15 protein-coding genes and 1 pseudogene are annotated in these 15431 nt (G+C 63.1%); 4 read left to right on the top strand and 12 right to left on the bottom strand.

The window, feature by feature from the left end; translation table 11 throughout:
- Window positions 1-21 precede the first annotated feature (21 nt).
- From QWJ46_RS07745 to speB, 7 genes are all read right to left on the bottom strand, one after another.
- Entirely contained in the window at window positions 22-1059 is a 1038-nt protein-coding gene (locus QWJ46_RS07745; protein ID WP_302750243.1) for an Ldh family oxidoreductase, read from the bottom strand.
- Entirely contained in the window at window positions 1056-2189 is a 1134-nt protein-coding gene (locus QWJ46_RS07750; protein ID WP_302750245.1) for an alpha-hydroxy acid oxidase, read from the bottom strand. Before QWJ46_RS07750 ends, QWJ46_RS07745 begins: the two co-directional genes overlap by 4 nt.
- A 142-nt stretch (window positions 2190-2331) precedes the next feature.
- Window positions 2332-3129 carry an ABC transporter permease gene (locus QWJ46_RS07755; protein WP_184458873.1) on the bottom strand — a complete coding sequence of 266 codons (798 nt, stop codon included), beginning with the start codon at window positions 3127-3129 and terminating at the stop codon, window positions 2332-2334.
- A complete protein-coding gene (locus QWJ46_RS07760; protein ID WP_302750247.1) occupies window positions 3126-3983 on the bottom strand; it encodes an ABC transporter permease in 858 nt (285 codons plus the stop codon). The genes QWJ46_RS07755 and QWJ46_RS07760 overlap by 4 nt, the downstream gene beginning before the upstream one ends.
- Window positions 3980-5014 carry an ABC transporter ATP-binding protein gene (locus QWJ46_RS07765; protein WP_184458875.1) on the bottom strand — a complete coding sequence of 345 codons (1035 nt, stop codon included), beginning with the start codon at window positions 5012-5014 and terminating at the stop codon, window positions 3980-3982. Before QWJ46_RS07765 ends, QWJ46_RS07760 begins: the two co-directional genes overlap by 4 nt.
- 60 nt (window positions 5015-5074) lie before the next feature.
- Window positions 5075-6157 (bottom strand): PotD/PotF family extracellular solute-binding protein, encoded by a 1083-nt coding sequence (locus QWJ46_RS07770; protein WP_302750248.1) that lies wholly within the window; start codon window positions 6155-6157, stop codon window positions 5075-5077.
- Between the two features lie 104 nt (window positions 6158-6261).
- Window positions 6262-7320: an agmatinase gene (gene speB, locus QWJ46_RS07775; protein WP_302750250.1), complete on the bottom strand. Its 1059-nt coding sequence runs from the start codon at window positions 7318-7320 to the stop codon at window positions 6262-6264.
- Between the two features lie 174 nt (window positions 7321-7494).
- Between speB and QWJ46_RS07780 the strand changes: the two genes are divergently transcribed.
- Both QWJ46_RS07780 and zwf read left to right on the top strand, forming a co-directional pair.
- Complete coding sequence (locus tag QWJ46_RS07780) at window positions 7495-8373, top strand: LysR substrate-binding domain-containing protein (RefSeq protein ID WP_302750252.1); 879 nt, start codon at window positions 7495-7497, stop codon at window positions 8371-8373.
- 172 nt (window positions 8374-8545) lie between these two features.
- Complete coding sequence (zwf, locus tag QWJ46_RS07785; RefSeq protein ID WP_302750253.1) at window positions 8546-10063, top strand: glucose-6-phosphate dehydrogenase; 1518 nt, start codon at window positions 8546-8548, stop codon at window positions 10061-10063.
- A 12-nt stretch (window positions 10064-10075) separates the two neighbouring features.
- On the opposite strand, the gene QWJ46_RS07790 is transcribed toward zwf, so the two are convergent.
- The 3 genes from QWJ46_RS07790 to QWJ46_RS07800 all read right to left on the bottom strand — a co-directional run bounded on the left by QWJ46_RS07790 (window position 10076) and on the right by QWJ46_RS07800 (window position 11435).
- Window positions 10076-10393, bottom strand: a complete 318-nt coding sequence (locus QWJ46_RS07790; RefSeq protein ID WP_184458880.1) for a hypothetical protein — start codon at window positions 10391-10393, stop codon at window positions 10076-10078.
- A gap of 120 nt (window positions 10394-10513) precedes the next feature.
- Window positions 10514-10969 carry an NUDIX hydrolase gene (locus QWJ46_RS07795; RefSeq protein ID WP_302750255.1) on the bottom strand — a complete coding sequence of 152 codons (456 nt, stop codon included), beginning with the start codon at window positions 10967-10969 and terminating at the stop codon, window positions 10514-10516.
- Between the two features lie 73 nt (window positions 10970-11042).
- Window positions 11043-11435: a DUF937 domain-containing protein gene (locus QWJ46_RS07800; RefSeq protein ID WP_064692221.1), complete on the bottom strand. Its 393-nt coding sequence runs from the start codon at window positions 11433-11435 to the stop codon at window positions 11043-11045.
- Window positions 11436-11634: 199 nt separating this feature from the next.
- On the opposite strand from QWJ46_RS07800, the gene QWJ46_RS07805 reads away from it, so the two are divergent.
- Window positions 11635-13194 (top strand): helicase HerA-like C-terminal domain-containing protein, encoded by a 1560-nt coding sequence (locus QWJ46_RS07805; RefSeq protein WP_302750257.1) that lies wholly within the window; start codon window positions 11635-11637, stop codon window positions 13192-13194.
- Between the two features lie 134 nt (window positions 13195-13328).
- On the opposite strand, the gene QWJ46_RS07810 is transcribed toward QWJ46_RS07805, so the two are convergent.
- Window positions 13329-13535: a hypothetical protein gene (locus QWJ46_RS07810; protein ID WP_184458883.1), complete on the bottom strand. Its 207-nt coding sequence runs from the start codon at window positions 13533-13535 to the stop codon at window positions 13329-13331.
- Here QWJ46_RS07810 and QWJ46_RS07815 point away from each other — a divergent pair.
- Window positions 13534-15126 carry an ABC-F family ATP-binding cassette domain-containing protein gene (locus tag QWJ46_RS07815; RefSeq protein ID WP_302750258.1) on the top strand — a complete coding sequence of 531 codons (1593 nt, stop codon included), beginning with the start codon at window positions 13534-13536 and terminating at the stop codon, window positions 15124-15126. The two genes, QWJ46_RS07810 and QWJ46_RS07815, sit on opposite strands and share 2 nt — an antisense overlap.
- A 199-nt stretch (window positions 15127-15325) precedes the next feature.
- Here the strand turns inward: QWJ46_RS07815 and QWJ46_RS31255 are convergent.
- Window positions 15326-15431, bottom strand: a pseudogene (locus tag QWJ46_RS31255) (IS110 family transposase); the annotation flags it as partial.

Genomic DNA, 15431 nt, shown 5'->3' on the forward strand with positions numbered 1-15431 from the left:
TTCCGGGCAGCGTGCATTCGTCTAGTTAACGGCAGCCAGTCCGCCCGCCAACAGCGCATCCAGTTGGGCAATCTCAGCTGCGGTCAGGCTGATACCTTTGGCCTCCGATAGGATGCGCGCGGCGAAGCGGCGCTGCGACGGAAGCCGCGCGCCTTGTCCCACAATCGTATCGAAGAGCACTTCGGCGCGCGCGAACGGATCGCCGGGGCGGCCCCTGGCAAAGGCTTCGGGTGACATCGCAATGATCAGTTCACCATGGAACGGCGCCAAGGTCGTCGTGCCGAGGTAGTCTAAGACCTCGGGACTGGTGAGATCGCCGATCATGATGCCGGCGAGCAGCTCTATCATGGTGGCGATGGCGGACCCCTTGTGGCCGCCAAAAGGCATCATTGCGCCTTCGAGCGCGGCAACCGGGTCAGTGGTGGGATTGCCGGCAGCGTCGATCGCCCAACCTTCCGGCAGTTGCTTGCCAGCGCGGCGGTGCAGTTCGATCTCACCGCGCGCGGCCACCGACGTGGCAAAATCGAACACATAGGGCGGCTGGTCTTTGCGAGGCCAGCCGAAGGCGAATGGATTGGTGCCGAGCAGAGGCTTGCTGCCTCCGGATGGCGCAACCGTCGCATAGCTCGGGCACATCACCAATGCTGCCAGGCCGTGCGCGGTCAGTGCCTCGACCTCGGGCCACAGGGCCGAGAAGTGCGAGCAATCGTTGATGACCATCGCGGCGATGCCAAGCCGCTTGGCGCGTTCCGCCAGAGCGGGTACGCCGAGTTCAAACGCCGCGCTGGCGAAACCGCCCCGCGCATCGACCCTGACGATGGCGCTGCCGTCATCCGGTGCAACGACGGGAGCGGCATCAGGCATCACCTTGCCCGCCTTTACCGTGCGCAGCGCACCCTCGATGCGGTATATTCCGTGCGACTTGCAGGCATCGCGTTCTCCGGCCACGATGACATGCGCCAAAGCCGCCGCCTGCACCTCGTTCAATCCTGCGCGTTCGAAGATGGCAACGACTCGATTTTGCAGGGCTTCGACGCTCATGGTAACGGCTTCAGTCACGCAATTCTCCATCCGAGATCAAGTTCCGCTTTCGCCCGCCCTGCTTTTGGCCGCCAGTGACACGCTGGCAAGTCTTCGACCGTTCTGCAGCCCAGCTGCGCCATCGTTGCCGTCAGTTCGGCTTTCAGGACGTTCATCAAATGATCGCCGCCGCGACGCCCGATGGCGGCGGAAGCAAACAGGAATGGCCGGCCGATCAGGACAAAATCGGCACCGAGCGCCAGCATCCGGGCGATATCGAGGCCGGAGCGCACGCCTCCGTCTGCGAAAAGCAAGGCCTTGGGGCCAAGTCGTGCGCGGATTTCACCGATGACCTCCGCCGCCGACGGCGCGGCGTCGAGTTGCCGTCCCCCATGATTGGAGAGGATCAGACCATCGCCGCCCAAGGACATATATTCCTCCGCTTCGTCGGCGCGAAGCACACCCTTGACCAGGATCTTGCCTGGCCATGCGTCTCGGATTTTCTTGAAGCGCTCGCGCGTGACGTGACCCGTCATCACCCTGCCGACAAATTCGGCCGCTGCGGCAAGGCTCGAGCCCTTCGGATAGTAAGGCGAGAGATTGGCGAAGTCGGGAGCGCCGTTTTGCAGAATGCCCATCGCCCATGACGGACGCATCGCCACCTGCATGATCGTCGAAAGGTCGTAGACCGGCGGGATGCTCAAACCATTGCGGATGTTGCGCTCGCGCCGGGTGGATGCGGGAATGTCGACAGTCACGACAAGGACGTCGTAGCCCGCTCTGCGCGCCCGATCCACCATGTCGTCCTCCATGGCGGGATCGTTGGGTGGATAGAACTGGAACCAGCTGTGATCACCGCCTGCAAGGCGGATCGTCTCAAGCGAGGTGTTGGCGAAAGTGCTGAGGATATAGGGAAGGTTATGCTGCCTGGCAGCCTGTGCCAGCGGCAGCTCGGACCCGGGCCACAGAAGGCCGGCCAGCCCAAGCGGCGCGACGGCAAATGGCGCGTCGAAACGATGACCGAACAGGCTTGAGCCGATATCGGGCTCGTCGGCGTCGGCCAGGTAGCCCGGCATCAGCACCACCTCTTCCATGGCCGCCAGATTGCGCCGCACGGAGGCTTCGCGCCCGAGCCCGCCGGCGAGATAGTCCCAAGCGAAATACGGCATGCGTCTTTGCGCGGCTTTTTCCATGTCGGCGACGCAGGGAAACCGTCGTTCTAGCGCTAGGTCCATCTCGGGTGCTTCGATCTTCAGGAGGAAAAGACAGCGGAACGCTCTGGCGTTCCGTGGCGGGGATTGGGTGCCTCGATCAATTTTCGCTTGAGGTCATCGCCCCCAGCAGTTTCGGCAGATCGCCGAAGCGCGCGACCAGACTGAAGACGATCCCTGCCGTCGCCACGAATAGGATCGCCACCGCCGCCATGGTCGGCGTGTAGCCGTAACGCAGCGAATTGAAGATCTTGATCGGCAGCGTTTCCAGCGTGAACCCGACCGTCATGTAGGCAACGATGTATTCGTTGAGCGACAGCACAAAGGCAAACGCGTAGCCCGACACGATGTAAGGCGAGATCAACGGCAGAACGACGGTTCGGAACACGATGCGGTCATCGCCCCCCAAGGTCGAGGCGGCCTCCACCAGCGAGCGGTCGATCGCCGAAAAGCCGAGCGAAATGGTCACCAGCGGCAGCGTGACGAAGAAGATGGCGTGGCCGATCACCGCCGTCCAGGGCTGACCGTAGAAACCGGTCGTAGCCCAGAACGTCAGGAGGCCGAGCGCCGTGATAACCGGCGGCAGGGTAAAGGGCGCCACGCCGAGCAACTGGAAAATATTGGCCCAGGGCGCGTAGCGGCGCCAGAGGAACCAGGCGAGCGGCAAGGCGATCAGCACCGCCAGCGCCGCCGACGACAGCGCCAGCACAAGTGAGGCGATCAGCGCGTTGCGCCATTCCATGTCAAGAAAGATCTGACCGTACCAGCTGAGCGAGAAGCCTTGCGGCGGGAAGGTGAGGCTCTGCCTGGCATTGACCGACACACCGGCGACGACGATCAGCGGCAGAGCGAGAAACAGCCCGACCAGCCCGAAAAAGAGGTTGCGGAGAATAGTCATTTGATCTCCCCTCCCCGGCGGCCAACGAGCAGGGTGAGCGCTACAAGGGCCAGTGTGACCAACACCAGGAAAACCGCCATGGCAGCCGCGAAGGGCATGTTCGACTGATAGATCGCCTGGTCGGTAATGTGCACGGAAAGCGTCCAGTGCTGCGGGCGGCCGAGCAGTTGCGGCAACAGATAGGATCCGAGCGCGAAGATGAAGACCATGATCAGCGTGGCGAGGATCGTATCGCGCAGTGCAGGCACGACGACTGTGAAGAAGGCCTGGACCGGCGAAGCGCCGAGCGTGCGCGCGGCCTCCGACAGCGTCGGATCAAGCCGCACCAGCGCCGGGTAAAGCACCAGGACCGTATAGGGGAAGGCCTGATAGACCATGCCTGTGACGACGGCCCCGGCGCTCGGCGTCAGCGCGACTGCCTGCCCCATGAGGCCCAGCCACACGAAGAGGTTGGTGATGCCGGCCGTGCGCGAAAACAGCGTCGACCAGGCGAAGCCGATGATGACCTCAGACAGGGACAGGATCGAAAGGAGTGCGACCAGCCAGGCCACCTGGGTGCTCCGCTTCATGCGGATCAGCAGATATGTGAATGGCAGGGCCAGAACGACACAGATAACGGCCACACCAATCGCAAGGAGCAGCGAGAAGCTGAGCACTCCGCCAAAGAAGGCTGAGAGGAAGCGGGCATAATTGTCGAATACGAAGTCGGGCGTGTAGAAGCCGCCCTGCTGGCGCTTGAAGAAGCTGACCGATATCATCGTGCCGAAGGGTACGACGAAGAAGACGATCAGCATGATCGCCGGGAACGCGAGCGGGGCATAATCGCCGAGCGTCTGCGGGGCTTCGCGTCTCATTGCTCGAGCACCACGCAATCCTTGTCGGTGAGCGCAATGCCCACCCTCTGCCCTACCGTCACGTCAGGGCGCTCGCGCGGCGTCGAGACCGCAATGAACTGATGACCGCCGACATTGACAAAGGTTTCGACGACGCCGCCGAGATCGCGGACAAAGATGACCTCGCCCGTCAGTGCGCCGGCCTCGGGCGGGCCCAGGCGCACGTCTTCCGGCCGGATCGAGAGCGTGGCGCGCTCGATACCTGCCGACAGCGACAGGGCTGCGACCGGCTGCCCCAATATGCTGACCGCGCCGCCCTCCCGCCTGGCCTCGACCAGATTTGTCTGGCCAATGAAATCCGCGACGAAACTGTCTGCCGGCCTGCGATAAATCTCGGTCGGCGACGCCGCCTGGCGTATCTGACCGCCGTTCATGACCACAACCGTATCGGCCATGGTCATCGCCTCGCGCTGGTCGTGCGTGACGGCGATCGTGGTGATGCCGAGCCGCTGATGAAGCTGGCGAAGCTCCACCTGCATGGCTTCGCGCAGCTTCGCATCAAGCGCCGACAGCGGCTCGTCGAGCAGAAAGAGTTTCGGCGAAATCGCCAGTGCCCTTGCGATTGCGACGCGCTGCCTCTGGCCGCCGGAAAGTTTCGACACGGCGCGATCAGCGTAGCCCGGCAAATAAATCATCGCCAGCAGCTCTTCGACGCGCTTCGCCTGCTCGTCCTTGGGCCGACCGCGAATGCGCAAGGGATAGGCGATATTCTCGCCTACCGTCAGGTGCGGGAACAGCGCCAGCGACTGGAACACCATGCCAAGCTCGCGCTGGTGCGTCGGCGTCTTGGTGATGTCTTTCCCGTTGAGCGTGATGCGGCCCGAGGTCGGCAGATCGAGACCTGCGATCATGCGCAACAAGGTCGTCTTGCCGCAGCCGGAGGGGCCGAGCAGACAAACGAATGCCCCGTGCGGCACCGTCAGGTCGACATTGTCGACGGCGCGAATGACGCTGAAGTCCTTGACGATATTCTGAAGCGTAAGTCCCGACATATGCCTCTTCCCCACTCGAAGGCGGGCCCCTGAACGGGGCCCGCGAAAGCACGATGAGCGTCAGCTGGCGATCATTTCCGTCCACTTCTCGTTCAGCCAGTCGGCCTTGGAGAGGTACATGTCGTAGTGTGGAATGATCGGTTCGATGTCGGAGGAAACCGCCGCAAATTCCTTCTCGTTCAGGTCGGTCGTTTCGCGCCTGACGGTTGGCGACGTGCCCACCTTGCGTGACAGCACGGCCTGGACGGACGGCTGGCACATATAGTCGATGAAGATATGCGCCTCTTCCGTCTTCTGCGACGCCTTCGACAGCGCCCAGGAACCTGCGTCCTGAATGCCGCCCTCCTTCGGGAAGGTCGAGCGAACGGGCTGGCCGTCCGCGGCGGCGAGACCGGTCACGTCGTGATAATACTGTCCCATCGGGATTTCACCCGACTTCAGCGCCTGTTCGAACTGCGCCTCGTCGCGATACCACAGGCGGACATTCGGCTTCAGCTCGGCCAGCTTGGCGAAGACCTTGAGGATGCTCTCCTCGGTGTCGAGCGCCTGGGCGCCGCCGAAATAGGTCTTTGCCGTCACGTCGAGCAGGAAGGAGTTGGAGACGAGCGCCAGCAGACCGAGCTTGTCGGCATTGGCCGGGTCCCACAGCGCTGTCCAGCTGGTCGGCGCTTCCTTGTAGACATCAGTGTTGGTGACGAGGGTGATGAACCATGAGACCGCGCCGATGCCGGCGACGCGGCCATCCGGGTATTTGTTGATGAAGCGATCAAGCAGATTGCTGGAATTCTTGATCTTGGCGAGATCGAGCGGAGCCCAGAGCTCTGTGGCCTGGCCCTTGCGCATCGACACCTGCGACATCATCGAAACGTCAGCCGGCGCCTGGCCCGCCTGGGCTGCCTGCTGCATCTGCACCAGCCAGGCCTCGCCGGTCGGCTCTGCGACGGATTCGACCGCGATGCCGGTCGCCTTGGTGAACCCCGGGAAGATGTTCTTGTCAAACGAGTCCTTGAAGTAGCCGCCATAAACACCGACCTTCAGCGACTTGTCCTGGGCGCGCAGCACATTGGGCATTGCCAACATTGCCACACCAGCACCTATTCCGACGCCGAGCACGGTGCGGCGGTTCATTGTCAATTTCGTCATCGTCTTTCTCCTAACCGATGCGGCACGCCGCTTCCCTCTTTCAATGTATTCGAGGCCTTTGCGGCCTTCTTTTCGTTCCTGGCCTTGAGCTGCGGCCAGGCCCGTCAGGTGGTACGGCGGATTGCCGGGCTGAACGCCATCAGGCTCAATATCTCGAACAGCATCTGCGCGCCGGCATGGGCCGTGTTGGTGGTGGCGTCATACTGCGGCGCGACCTCGACGACATCGCCGCCGACCAGATTCACGCCCTTGAAGCCGCGGATCAGCTCCAGCGCCTCGCGGGTGGTGAAGCCGCCAATCTCCGGCGTGCCGGTGCCCGGCGCGAAGGAAGGATCGAGGCTGTCGATGTCGAAGGAAAGATAGGTCGGCCCATCGCCGATGACGGCCTTCGCCTTTTCGATAATTGCAGGGATGCCCATTGCCGAGATCTCCTCAGCATGGATCACCGTCATGCCCGAGGCGTAAGAAAACTCCCAGAGATATTCAGCCGAGCCGCGAATGCCGATCTGAATCACGCGCGTCGGGTCGAGCACGCCGTCGAGCACGGCGTTGCGGAACGGTCCGCCGTGGTGGAACTTGGTCAGGTCGTAAGCACCGCCGGTGTCGCAATGAGCGTCGATATGGATCATACCGACTGGCCGCTCCTTGCCGACAGCCCTCAGAATCGGATGGGTGATCGAGTGGTCGCCGCCTACCGAAAGCGGCAGCACCCCTGCGGCAACGATCTGCGCGACGCGTTTTTCGATATCCTCATGAGACAATTCCAGCCGGTAGCGGCTCTGAAACGCCACATCGCCAATGTCTGCCACGCGCAGTTCCTGAACCGGCGCGCAGCCGAGCACATGATTGTAAGGCCCGATCCGCTCAATGGCGCGCAACGCGCGCGGCCCGAAGCGTGAGCCCGGGCGGTTCGTCACGCCCAGATCCATCGGCACGCCGAGGATCGCCACCTGCAGATCGCCGAAATCCGGGTTCTCGTTGTCGACCTGCATGAGCGGGGCGGAGAGGAATGTCGGGATACCCGAATAGGGCGCGAGCCGGGTGCCGCTCTTGTTGAAGATTTTCTCCGCGACTTTGCGGAACTCAGGGTCGTGCAACTCACCGCCGTGGCTCTCGCCATACTTGGCTCGGAGTTCGGAGAGCTTGGTTTCATTCCAGGACATGACGGCCTTCTTGAGGGTAACGATGTTGCGATCAGGATGGCAAATCGGTCCTCGGCTGCAGCTTTGCCGCAGAGGCCGATGGCTTCTTTTAGTGATTGAACGGCAAGCTCGCTGGAAAATCAATTGATATTAATATACAGCTTCGTGCGAGTTTTTCTCACAGGTCATTGCCTTATGTCGAGCCGTCTGCCGCCCCTCAACCCGCTACGCGCGTTTGAGGCAACCGCCCGCCATGGATCGGTTTCCGCCGCAGGGCGCGAATTGAACGTCACCCACGGCGCTATCAGCCATCAGATACGCACATTGGAAGAATCGCTCGGCGTGCGCCTGTTCGAGCGCGGCGGCAAATGGCTGAAGCTGACAAGCCAGGGCGCGCTGTTGATGCCGGTCGTCTCCAACGCATTTTCGGAGATCGCAGCGGCAAAAGCCGCAATGACCCGGCCCACCACCGGCGGCACGCTGCGAGTGACCTGTGTTGCGGCAGTGCTGTCGCTCTGGCTGATGCCGCGACTGCAGGAGTTCACCGATCAATATCCCGACATCCAGCTCGACCTGCGCGCCTCCAACGATCCGAACAATCTGAGCTCCCCGAATGTCGACCTGTGCATTCTCTACGGCGGCGGCAACTGGCCCAATTATTGGTCGCGCCTGTGGAGCCGGATGGAGCTCTTCCCCGTCGCCAGCCCGGCCCTCATGAACAGGCGGCCGCTGCGTTCCCTGCGCGATCTGCGCGACCACATGCTCCTGCATGCCGATCGCGGCAATGAGTGGAACACCTGGCTCACCGCAGCCGGCGTTGCGATGCCGGCGCGCCAGCACATGATGAGCGACGCGCGCCTGTCGATCGAGGCCGCCATGTACGGCCATGGCATTGCGCTCGGCGACAACATCACCACCGCGCACATGATTGCACGGGGCGAGCTGATCGCGCCATTCGACCTTACGGTTCCGGCCAATGACGCGGTCTATGTGGCCTGCCGATCCGAGGCTCAAGCGACGCCAATCGTCCGCGTCTTCATCGACTGGTTCTATGCTTCGCTCGTCCGTAGCTGAGCATTGGTTGCTTGGCGAGCGCCCACATTGACATCGCACGCCCCTTGCAACTCACCGGCTCTCGGCACTCCCGCCGCCCCAGTGTGTCAAATGGGCGTTACCTCTCGCCGCCTATGTTGCGGCGAAACCGGCAGGCATTATAGTCGGCGGCAAAATCTCGGAGATGACACACATGCACGCTGCCCCTACCCCGCCGGTCACCCTCGTCATCTTCGGCGCCACGGGCGACCTGACGCGCCGCCTCCTGGTGCCGGCGATCATCAACCTGACGCGCCAGCGCCTGGTCGGCGAGGATCTGCACATCCTCGGCATCGGCATCGAAGCGGGTGACGACGAGTTCCTGCGCGGCCGGCTCGATGCCTTCCTCGAGCACCTGAACGGCGAGGAGCAGACAGTCAAGGACGCGGCCTGGGAAAGCCTGCGCCGGCGCATTTCCTATATGGCCGGAGATTTCACCAAGGAGGATATTTTCGTCGAGATCGGCAAACGGCTGGGGCGGAACGCCAATGCCGCCTTCTATCTGGCGGTGCCGCCGTCCTTCTTCGGGACGATCGTCGAGAAGCTTGCCGCTCATGGGCTGACCGATGAAAGCGAGGGCGTCTTCCGCCGCGTCGCCATCGAGAAGCCGTTCGGCACCGATCTCGCCTCGGCGCGGGCGCTCAATGCCCAGATCCTCGCGCAGATCGACGAAAGCCAAGTCTACCGGCTCGACCATTTCCTCGGCAAGGAAACGGTGCAGAACCTGATGACGGCGCGTTTCGCCAATATGATCATCGAGTCCTTGTGGAACAGCCGCTATATCGACCATGTGCAGATCACCGCCGCCGAGATCGTCGATGTCGGCAGCCGCGGCAAATTCTACGATGCGACAGGGGCGCTGCGCGACATGGTGCCGAACCATTTGTTCCAGCTGCTGGCAATGATCGCCATGGAGCCGCCGAACAGTTTCGATGCCGAGGCGATCCGCAACGAGAAGAGCAAGGTGCTGAAGGCGCTGCGCATCTATACGCCCGAGGAGGCAAAGACCCATGGTGTGCGCGGCGCCTACACGGCCGGGCCGCTGAACGGCGTCGATCTTCCCGCCTATCGCGACAGCAAGGATGTTTCACCCGACAGCCGGACCGAAACCTATGTGGCGCTGAAGCTCTATGCGGATACATGGCGCTGGGCGGGCGTACCCTTCTATCTCAGAACCGGAAAGGCGCTGACGGCGCGCGACACCGAAATCGTCATCACCTTCCAGCCGGTGCCATTCGCGCAGTTTCGCGAGACTGAAGTCAATCGCCGCCTACCGCCGAACCGGCTGGTGATCCAGGTGCAGCCGGACGAGGGCATGAGCATGGAAATCTCGATCAAGTCGCCGGGGCTTTCGGTCGATACGACGCCCGTGTCGCTCGATTTCCGCTATGCCGACAAATTCGACATCGGCAAGACCACCGGCTATGAATCGCTGCTCTACGACCTCTTCATCGGCGACCAGACGCTGTTCCAGCGCGCCGACGGCATCGAGGCCGGCTGGGCGGCAGTGCAGCCCTTCCTCGATATCTGGGCTGGGGATACGAGCACACCCGAAGCTTACGCGCCGGGCAGCATGGGACCGGTCTGCGCCGACGCGCTCATCGAGCGCGACGGGCGCAAATGGCACGAACTCGGCGTCATCCTGCACCACGAGGGCAAGAACAGCAAATAGAGCCTGCCTGGATCATTGACCTTCGCGGCATGCCGGGCTGACGGAGGCGCCGCTATTGCCGCCCTGCGTGGCAAGGGCGCCGCGGGCCTTGCGCGGCGGGCAGCGTGCCCAGTCGACGCGGCCGGCCGGAGCGCCGTTGTCGACGCTGCCGGTTTCGATCGAGTCGAGCGGGATGACCAGCCCGGTTTGCGGCTCGGCGCCTGGCGCCGTGCCGAGCGGCGGCGTGCCGTCGATGCGGCCGCTGGCATCCATGCCCATGTTCGACTGGGCAAGAACCGGGGCGGAGAGGCTGAGGAGAGCGATCGACGTTGCTGCAATGAACCTGCGCATGATGCTGTTCCTTCTGATGTCGGCAATGCGGCAGAAACAGCCATTCTACGCCCCTTGTTCCCTATCGGGCAGGCCCGGACGATCAAAGTTTGGCGAGGAGATCAAAAACGTCCCTGGGACTCAATCACGCCAGCGCCACAGCACCGTCTCGAGGCCAGTCGGATAGAGATCGAGGCCGGCACCGCGCAGCATGTCGCGACCGAACCAGCGTGCCGTCGCCGCCGTCTCGTCCAGCTCGGAATAGCGGATTTCGTCACGGCCATAGAGGGTTTCGTCGGTCAGCTCGATATCTGCGGCGAAGATGAATTCGTGGCCGATTACGCCATGGTGTTCGAAGATGTTTTCGAGAAGATGCCAGGCGCCGACGATGCGGATTTCCGTCTCGAGCTCCTCCCGGACTTCGCGGTGCAGGGCCTGTTCGCGGGTCTCGCCGAATTCGATCGAGCCGCCGAGCGGGCGAACGCCCTTGATGCGGCCGCTGTCATCCTCGACTTCCGCGGCGAGCAACCGGTTCTCTCGCCAGGCAAGGCCGATCACTTTCACCCTGATCTGCTGCGGCGGGCGCCAGACGGTCATGCGGCTCTCCTTCGGGGGCCCGGACAAATAGAAAGCCTCGCAGCGAATACCGCGAGGCTCTGTCGGCTGTCGTTCAGACGAACTGGCTGAGGCCGGGGACAGAGGCGACGACTTCGTCGACGACCTCCTCGCCGGCATATTGTTTGGCAATCGCGATGGTTTCCTTGGCAAGCGAGGTGATCTCGCCCATGCCGAGGCCCTCGCCCATCAGCTGCTGGCCGAGACCCATGATGCCGCCGCCGCCGAGCGAGCTCATCAGCCCACCGAGCAGGCCGCCGCCGCCGGCGCCTGCGCCATTGAACTGGGCGACGAGATCAGCGCCGCCGGGGATCGCCTCGATCATCCGGGCGACCGGACCGTCGGCGGCCTCGCGCTGCAGGAAGCCAAGCATCATGCCGAGCGCCTTCTCCGCCTGCTCGGGCGCAATGCCCACGCGATCAGCAATCTGTGTCACAATTTCATTCATTGTCAGCCTCCTGATATTTTGACGTTAACGTCAACGTTATTCGAGATTCGAGTGCAACTCAAGCCAGCGGTTTCGCTTGCCATGCAAACAGTTGTCCGCATCTGCCTGCCTGCTTATAACAGGGAAACGATGGTTCGATGAAGGCGGCGCAAGCCGGACCTTCTCAACAAACGGCGGCAGAGCCGAAGGGAGCATGGGGATGATCGAGGACGGCAAGATTTTCATCGGCGCGAGCCGCAATCCCGACGACAGCATCAACAAGCCGGAATATCTCGACCTGAAATTCGGCAACCGCCACGGCCTCGTCACCGGCGCCACCGGCACCGGCAAGACGGTGACGCTGCAGGTTCTGGCGGAAGGCTTTTCCCGGGCCGGTGTTCCGGTCTTTGCGGCCGACATCAAGGGCGATCTTTCCGGCATTGCCGCCAAAGGCGAGGCCAAGGATTTTCTCACCAAGCGCGCCGAGCAGATCGGTTTCACCGATTATGAATTCGATCAGTTTCCGGTGATCTTCTGGGATCTGTTCGGGCAGAAGGGTCACCGGGTGCGCACCACTGTCGCCGAAATGGGGCCGCTGCTGCTCGCCCGGCTGATGGATGCCTCCGAACCGCAGGAAGGCGTCATCAACATCGCCTTCAAGATCGCCGACCAGGCCGGCTTGCCGCTGCTCGATCTCAAGGATTTCACCTCGCTTTTGAACTATATGGGCGAGAATGCCAGCGAGCTTTCCAGCCAGTTCGGCCTGATCTCCAAGGCCTCGGTCGGCTCGATCCAGCGGGCGCTGCTCGTTCTCGAACAGCAGGGCGCCGAGCATTTCTTCGGCGAGCCGGCGCTGAAGATTTCCGACATCATGCGCACCAGCAATAATGGCTACGGCCAGATCTCCGTGCTTGCCGCCGACAAGCTGATGATGAATCCGCGCCTTTACGCCACCTTCCTGCTCTGGTTGCTGTCGGAGCTGTTCGAGGAACTGCCGGAGGTGGGCGATCCGGAAAAGCCGAAGCTCGTCTTCTTTTTCGACGAAGCGCATCTGCTCTTCAACGACGCGCCGAAGGTTCTGGTCGAACGCGTCGAGCAGGTGGTGCGGCTGATCCGCTCCAAGGGCGTCGGCGTCTATTTCGTCACGCAGAACCCGCTCGACGTGCCGGAAACGGTGCTCGCCCAGCTCGGCAACCGCGCCCAGCATGCGCTGCGCGCCTATTCGCCGCGCGAACAGAAAGCGGTGAAGACGGCGGCCGATACCTTCCGCCCCAACCCGGCCTTCGACTGCGCCACCGTCATCACCAATCTCGGCACCGGCGAGGCGCTGGTCTCGACGCTGGAGGCGAAGGGCGCGCCATCGATCGTCGAGCGCACGCTGATCCGCCCGCCGTCGGGCCGCGTCGGCCCGCTGACCGACGGCGAGCGCCAGCAGGTCATGGACAGGAGCCCAGTCCTCGGCGTCTATGACGAAGACGTCGACCGCGAATCCGCCTTCGAGATGCTGGCGGCGCGCGCCAAAAAGGCGGCGGAAGCTGAAGCCGCCAAACGAGCGCAGGAAGAAGCGGCCGAACAGCCGGGCACAACCTCCGGCTGGAACCTGCCGGGCTTCGGCGGTGATGACGACAACCGCCAGGGCCGCGGCCAATCGCGCGGCCGGTCCTCCGGCTATCAGCGCGAAACGGTGGTGGAAGCGGCGATGAAGAGCGTCGCCCGCACCGTGGCAACCCAGGTGGGTCGGGCGCTTGTGCGCGGGATATTGGGGAGCTTGAAGCGGTAGCTATTTCGCGGGCAGCGCTTCGGAAGCCCCTCATCCGCCTGCCGGCACCTTTCCCCGCTCGCGGGGCGAAGGGACGTGCCGCGCCGTCTCCGTTCCCACTTCGCTCTCGTATGGCATGTCCCCTCGCCCCGTTTTTACGGGGAGAGGGTTAGGGTGAGGGGCAATCTCCGGACGAAGCCGGCCGAGAAAAGCAGGCGGCAAGTTGGCCACTTTGCCTTGAACCCAACGCCTTCCTCCCCTAAATTCCCGCCATCGACCATTTCAACAGGATGTGTGCCGCAATGGATTTCAACCCGATCGCAATGCCAGTTCGCCTTGCCAACGGGGAAATCCATATCCATGCCCGCATCCATCACTCTCTCGCAAATTTCCTGGGCCACGCCTGACGGGCGGCCGCTTTTTTCCGATCTCGATCTCAGTTTCGGCAGGGACCGCAGCGGTCTTGTCGGACGCAACGGCGTCGGCAAGACGACGCTGCTGAAGCTTGTCTCCGGCGATATGCGGCCGCATTCCGGGTCGATATCGATCAACGGCAGCCTCGGTGTGCTGCGCCAGAGCGTTCAGGTCGCGGCTGAGGAAACCATCGCCGATCTCTTCGGCGTGGCCGGCGCGCTCGAGCTGCTGCGTCGTGCCGAAGCCGGCGCTGCAACGGCCGAGGAGCTTGCCTCGGCGGACTGGACGCTGGAAGCGCGGATCGCCGCCGCGCTCAACCGGACGGGGTTCGACGCGGAGCCGCAGACACCGCTTGCCGCACTTTCCGGCGGGCAGCGCACACGCACCGCGCTTGCTGCGCTCATCTTCAGCGAGCCGGATTTCCTGCTGCTCGATGAACCCACCAACAATCTCGACCGCGAAGGCCGCGCGGCGGTGATCGCGCTGATTGCAGGCTGGCGAGCCGGCGCGGTCATCGTCAGCCATGACCGGGAGCTGCTCGAAAGCGTCGATCAGATCATCGAGCTGACCTCGCTCGGCGCGATGCGCTACGGCGGCAACTGGAGCCATTATCGTGAGCGCAAGGCACTCGAGCTTGCCGCTGCCCGGCATGATCTTACCGATGCCGAAAAGCGCATCGCCGAGGTCGCCAGGAAAGCGCAGGCGACGGTGGAGCGTCAGGCACAGAGGGACAGCGCCGGGCGGAAAATGGCCGCGAAGGGCGGCATCCCGCGCATTATGCTCGGCAGCATGAAGGAGCGGAGGGAAACCACCGGCGGCGACAATGCGCGTCTTGCCGAACGACGCCGCGCCCAGGCGCTCGAAGAGGCAAAGGCGGCGCGTGAGAAGATCGAGATCCTCCAGCCATTGTCGGTGAGCTTGCCGCCGACGGGGCTGCCTGCCAGCAAGATCGTGCTGAAAGTCGACGGCGTGACGGCAGGTTACCGGGCTGATGAACCCGTCATCGACGATCTCTCCTTCGACGTGACCGGACCGGAGCGTATTGCCATTACCGGGCCGAACGGCTCGGGCAAGACGACGCTGCTCACGCTCATCACCGGTGAGCTCAAGGCCTGGGCCGGCAGGGTCGCAGTAATGACCGGTTTTGCGATGCTCGACCAGAAGGTGAGCCTTCTCGATCCCTCGACCTCGATCCGCGACAATTTCCGCCGGATCAATCCCCAAGCAGATGAAAACACCTGCCGGGCCGCCCTTGCCCGTTTCATGTTCAGGGCCGATGCAGCATTGCAGACGATTTCGACCCTCAGCGGCGGCCAATTGCTGCGCGCCGGTCTTGCCTGCACGCTCGGCGCCGCACCGCCGCCGCTGCTGATCTTGGACGAACCGACCAATCATCTCGACATCGACTCGATATCAGCGGTCGAGGCGGGTCTCAGTGCCTATGACGGGGCGCTCATTGTCGTCAGCCACGACGAGACGTTTCTCCAGAACATCGGCATAACCCGGCGGCTGGAATTGCCGGGCGATGCGGTTGGGTGATTTCGAGGTAACAGCAGCGCCCTCCGCCGGCACCTCTCCATTCCCCACCCGCTTATGAGAGCGCGGCATCCTCCAACCTCCCTCATGCTGAGGTGCGAAGCCCGCAGGGCGTAGCCTCGAAGCACGCCGTAACGCTGCTTCTTGCATCCCTTTGACGCCGGTGCACCCGCCTTGTCCTTCGAGGCCCCTGCGGGGCACCTCAGCAACCGTGTTGTTGCGGTTCGCTCCATGGGGTTCGTCTTTTGAGAATAGTGTTGATCATGATGATGAATTTCCGCATGGCGGCGACGAGGGCGACCTTGGGT

This window comes from Rhizobium sp. CBN3, from assembly GCF_030518245.1.
Classification (GTDB): Bacteria; Pseudomonadota; Alphaproteobacteria; order Rhizobiales; family Rhizobiaceae; genus Rhizobium; species Rhizobium aethiopicum_A.

Coding starts and splice junctions, on each gene's coding strand:
- QWJ46_RS07755 (WP_184458873.1), bottom strand. CDS start 3,129: ATGACTATTCTCCGCAACCTCTTTTTCGGGCTGGTCGGGCTGTTTCTC.
- QWJ46_RS07810 (WP_184458883.1), bottom strand. CDS start 13,535: ATGGATATGGATTTCCCCGTTGGCAAGGCGAACTGGCATTGCGATCGG.
- zwf (WP_302750253.1), top strand. CDS start 8,546: ATGCACGCTGCCCCTACCCCGCCGGTCACCCTCGTCATCTTCGGCGCC.
- QWJ46_RS07805 (WP_302750257.1), top strand. CDS start 11,635: ATGATCGAGGACGGCAAGATTTTCATCGGCGCGAGCCGCAATCCCGAC.
- speB (WP_302750250.1), bottom strand. CDS start 7,320: ATGTCCTGGAATGAAACCAAGCTCTCCGAACTCCGAGCCAAGTATGGC.
- QWJ46_RS07800 (WP_064692221.1), bottom strand. CDS start 11,435: ATGAATGAAATTGTGACACAGATTGCTGATCGCGTGGGCATTGCGCCC.
- QWJ46_RS07770 (WP_302750248.1), bottom strand. CDS start 6,157: ATGACGAAATTGACAATGAACCGCCGCACCGTGCTCGGCGTCGGAATA.
- QWJ46_RS07795 (WP_302750255.1), bottom strand. CDS start 10,969: ATGACCGTCTGGCGCCCGCCGCAGCAGATCAGGGTGAAAGTGATCGGC.
- QWJ46_RS07750 (WP_302750245.1), bottom strand. CDS start 2,189: ATGCCGTATTTCGCTTGGGACTATCTCGCCGGCGGGCTCGGGCGCGAA.
- QWJ46_RS07790 (WP_184458880.1), bottom strand. CDS start 10,393: ATGCGCAGGTTCATTGCAGCAACGTCGATCGCTCTCCTCAGCCTCTCC.
- QWJ46_RS07765 (WP_184458875.1), bottom strand. CDS start 5,014: ATGTCGGGACTTACGCTTCAGAATATCGTCAAGGACTTCAGCGTCATT.
- QWJ46_RS07760 (WP_302750247.1), bottom strand. CDS start 3,983: ATGAGACGCGAAGCCCCGCAGACGCTCGGCGATTATGCCCCGCTCGCG.
- QWJ46_RS07815 (WP_302750258.1), top strand. CDS start 13,534: ATGCCCGCATCCATCACTCTCTCGCAAATTTCCTGGGCCACGCCTGAC.
- QWJ46_RS07780 (WP_302750252.1), top strand. CDS start 7,495: ATGTCGAGCCGTCTGCCGCCCCTCAACCCGCTACGCGCGTTTGAGGCA.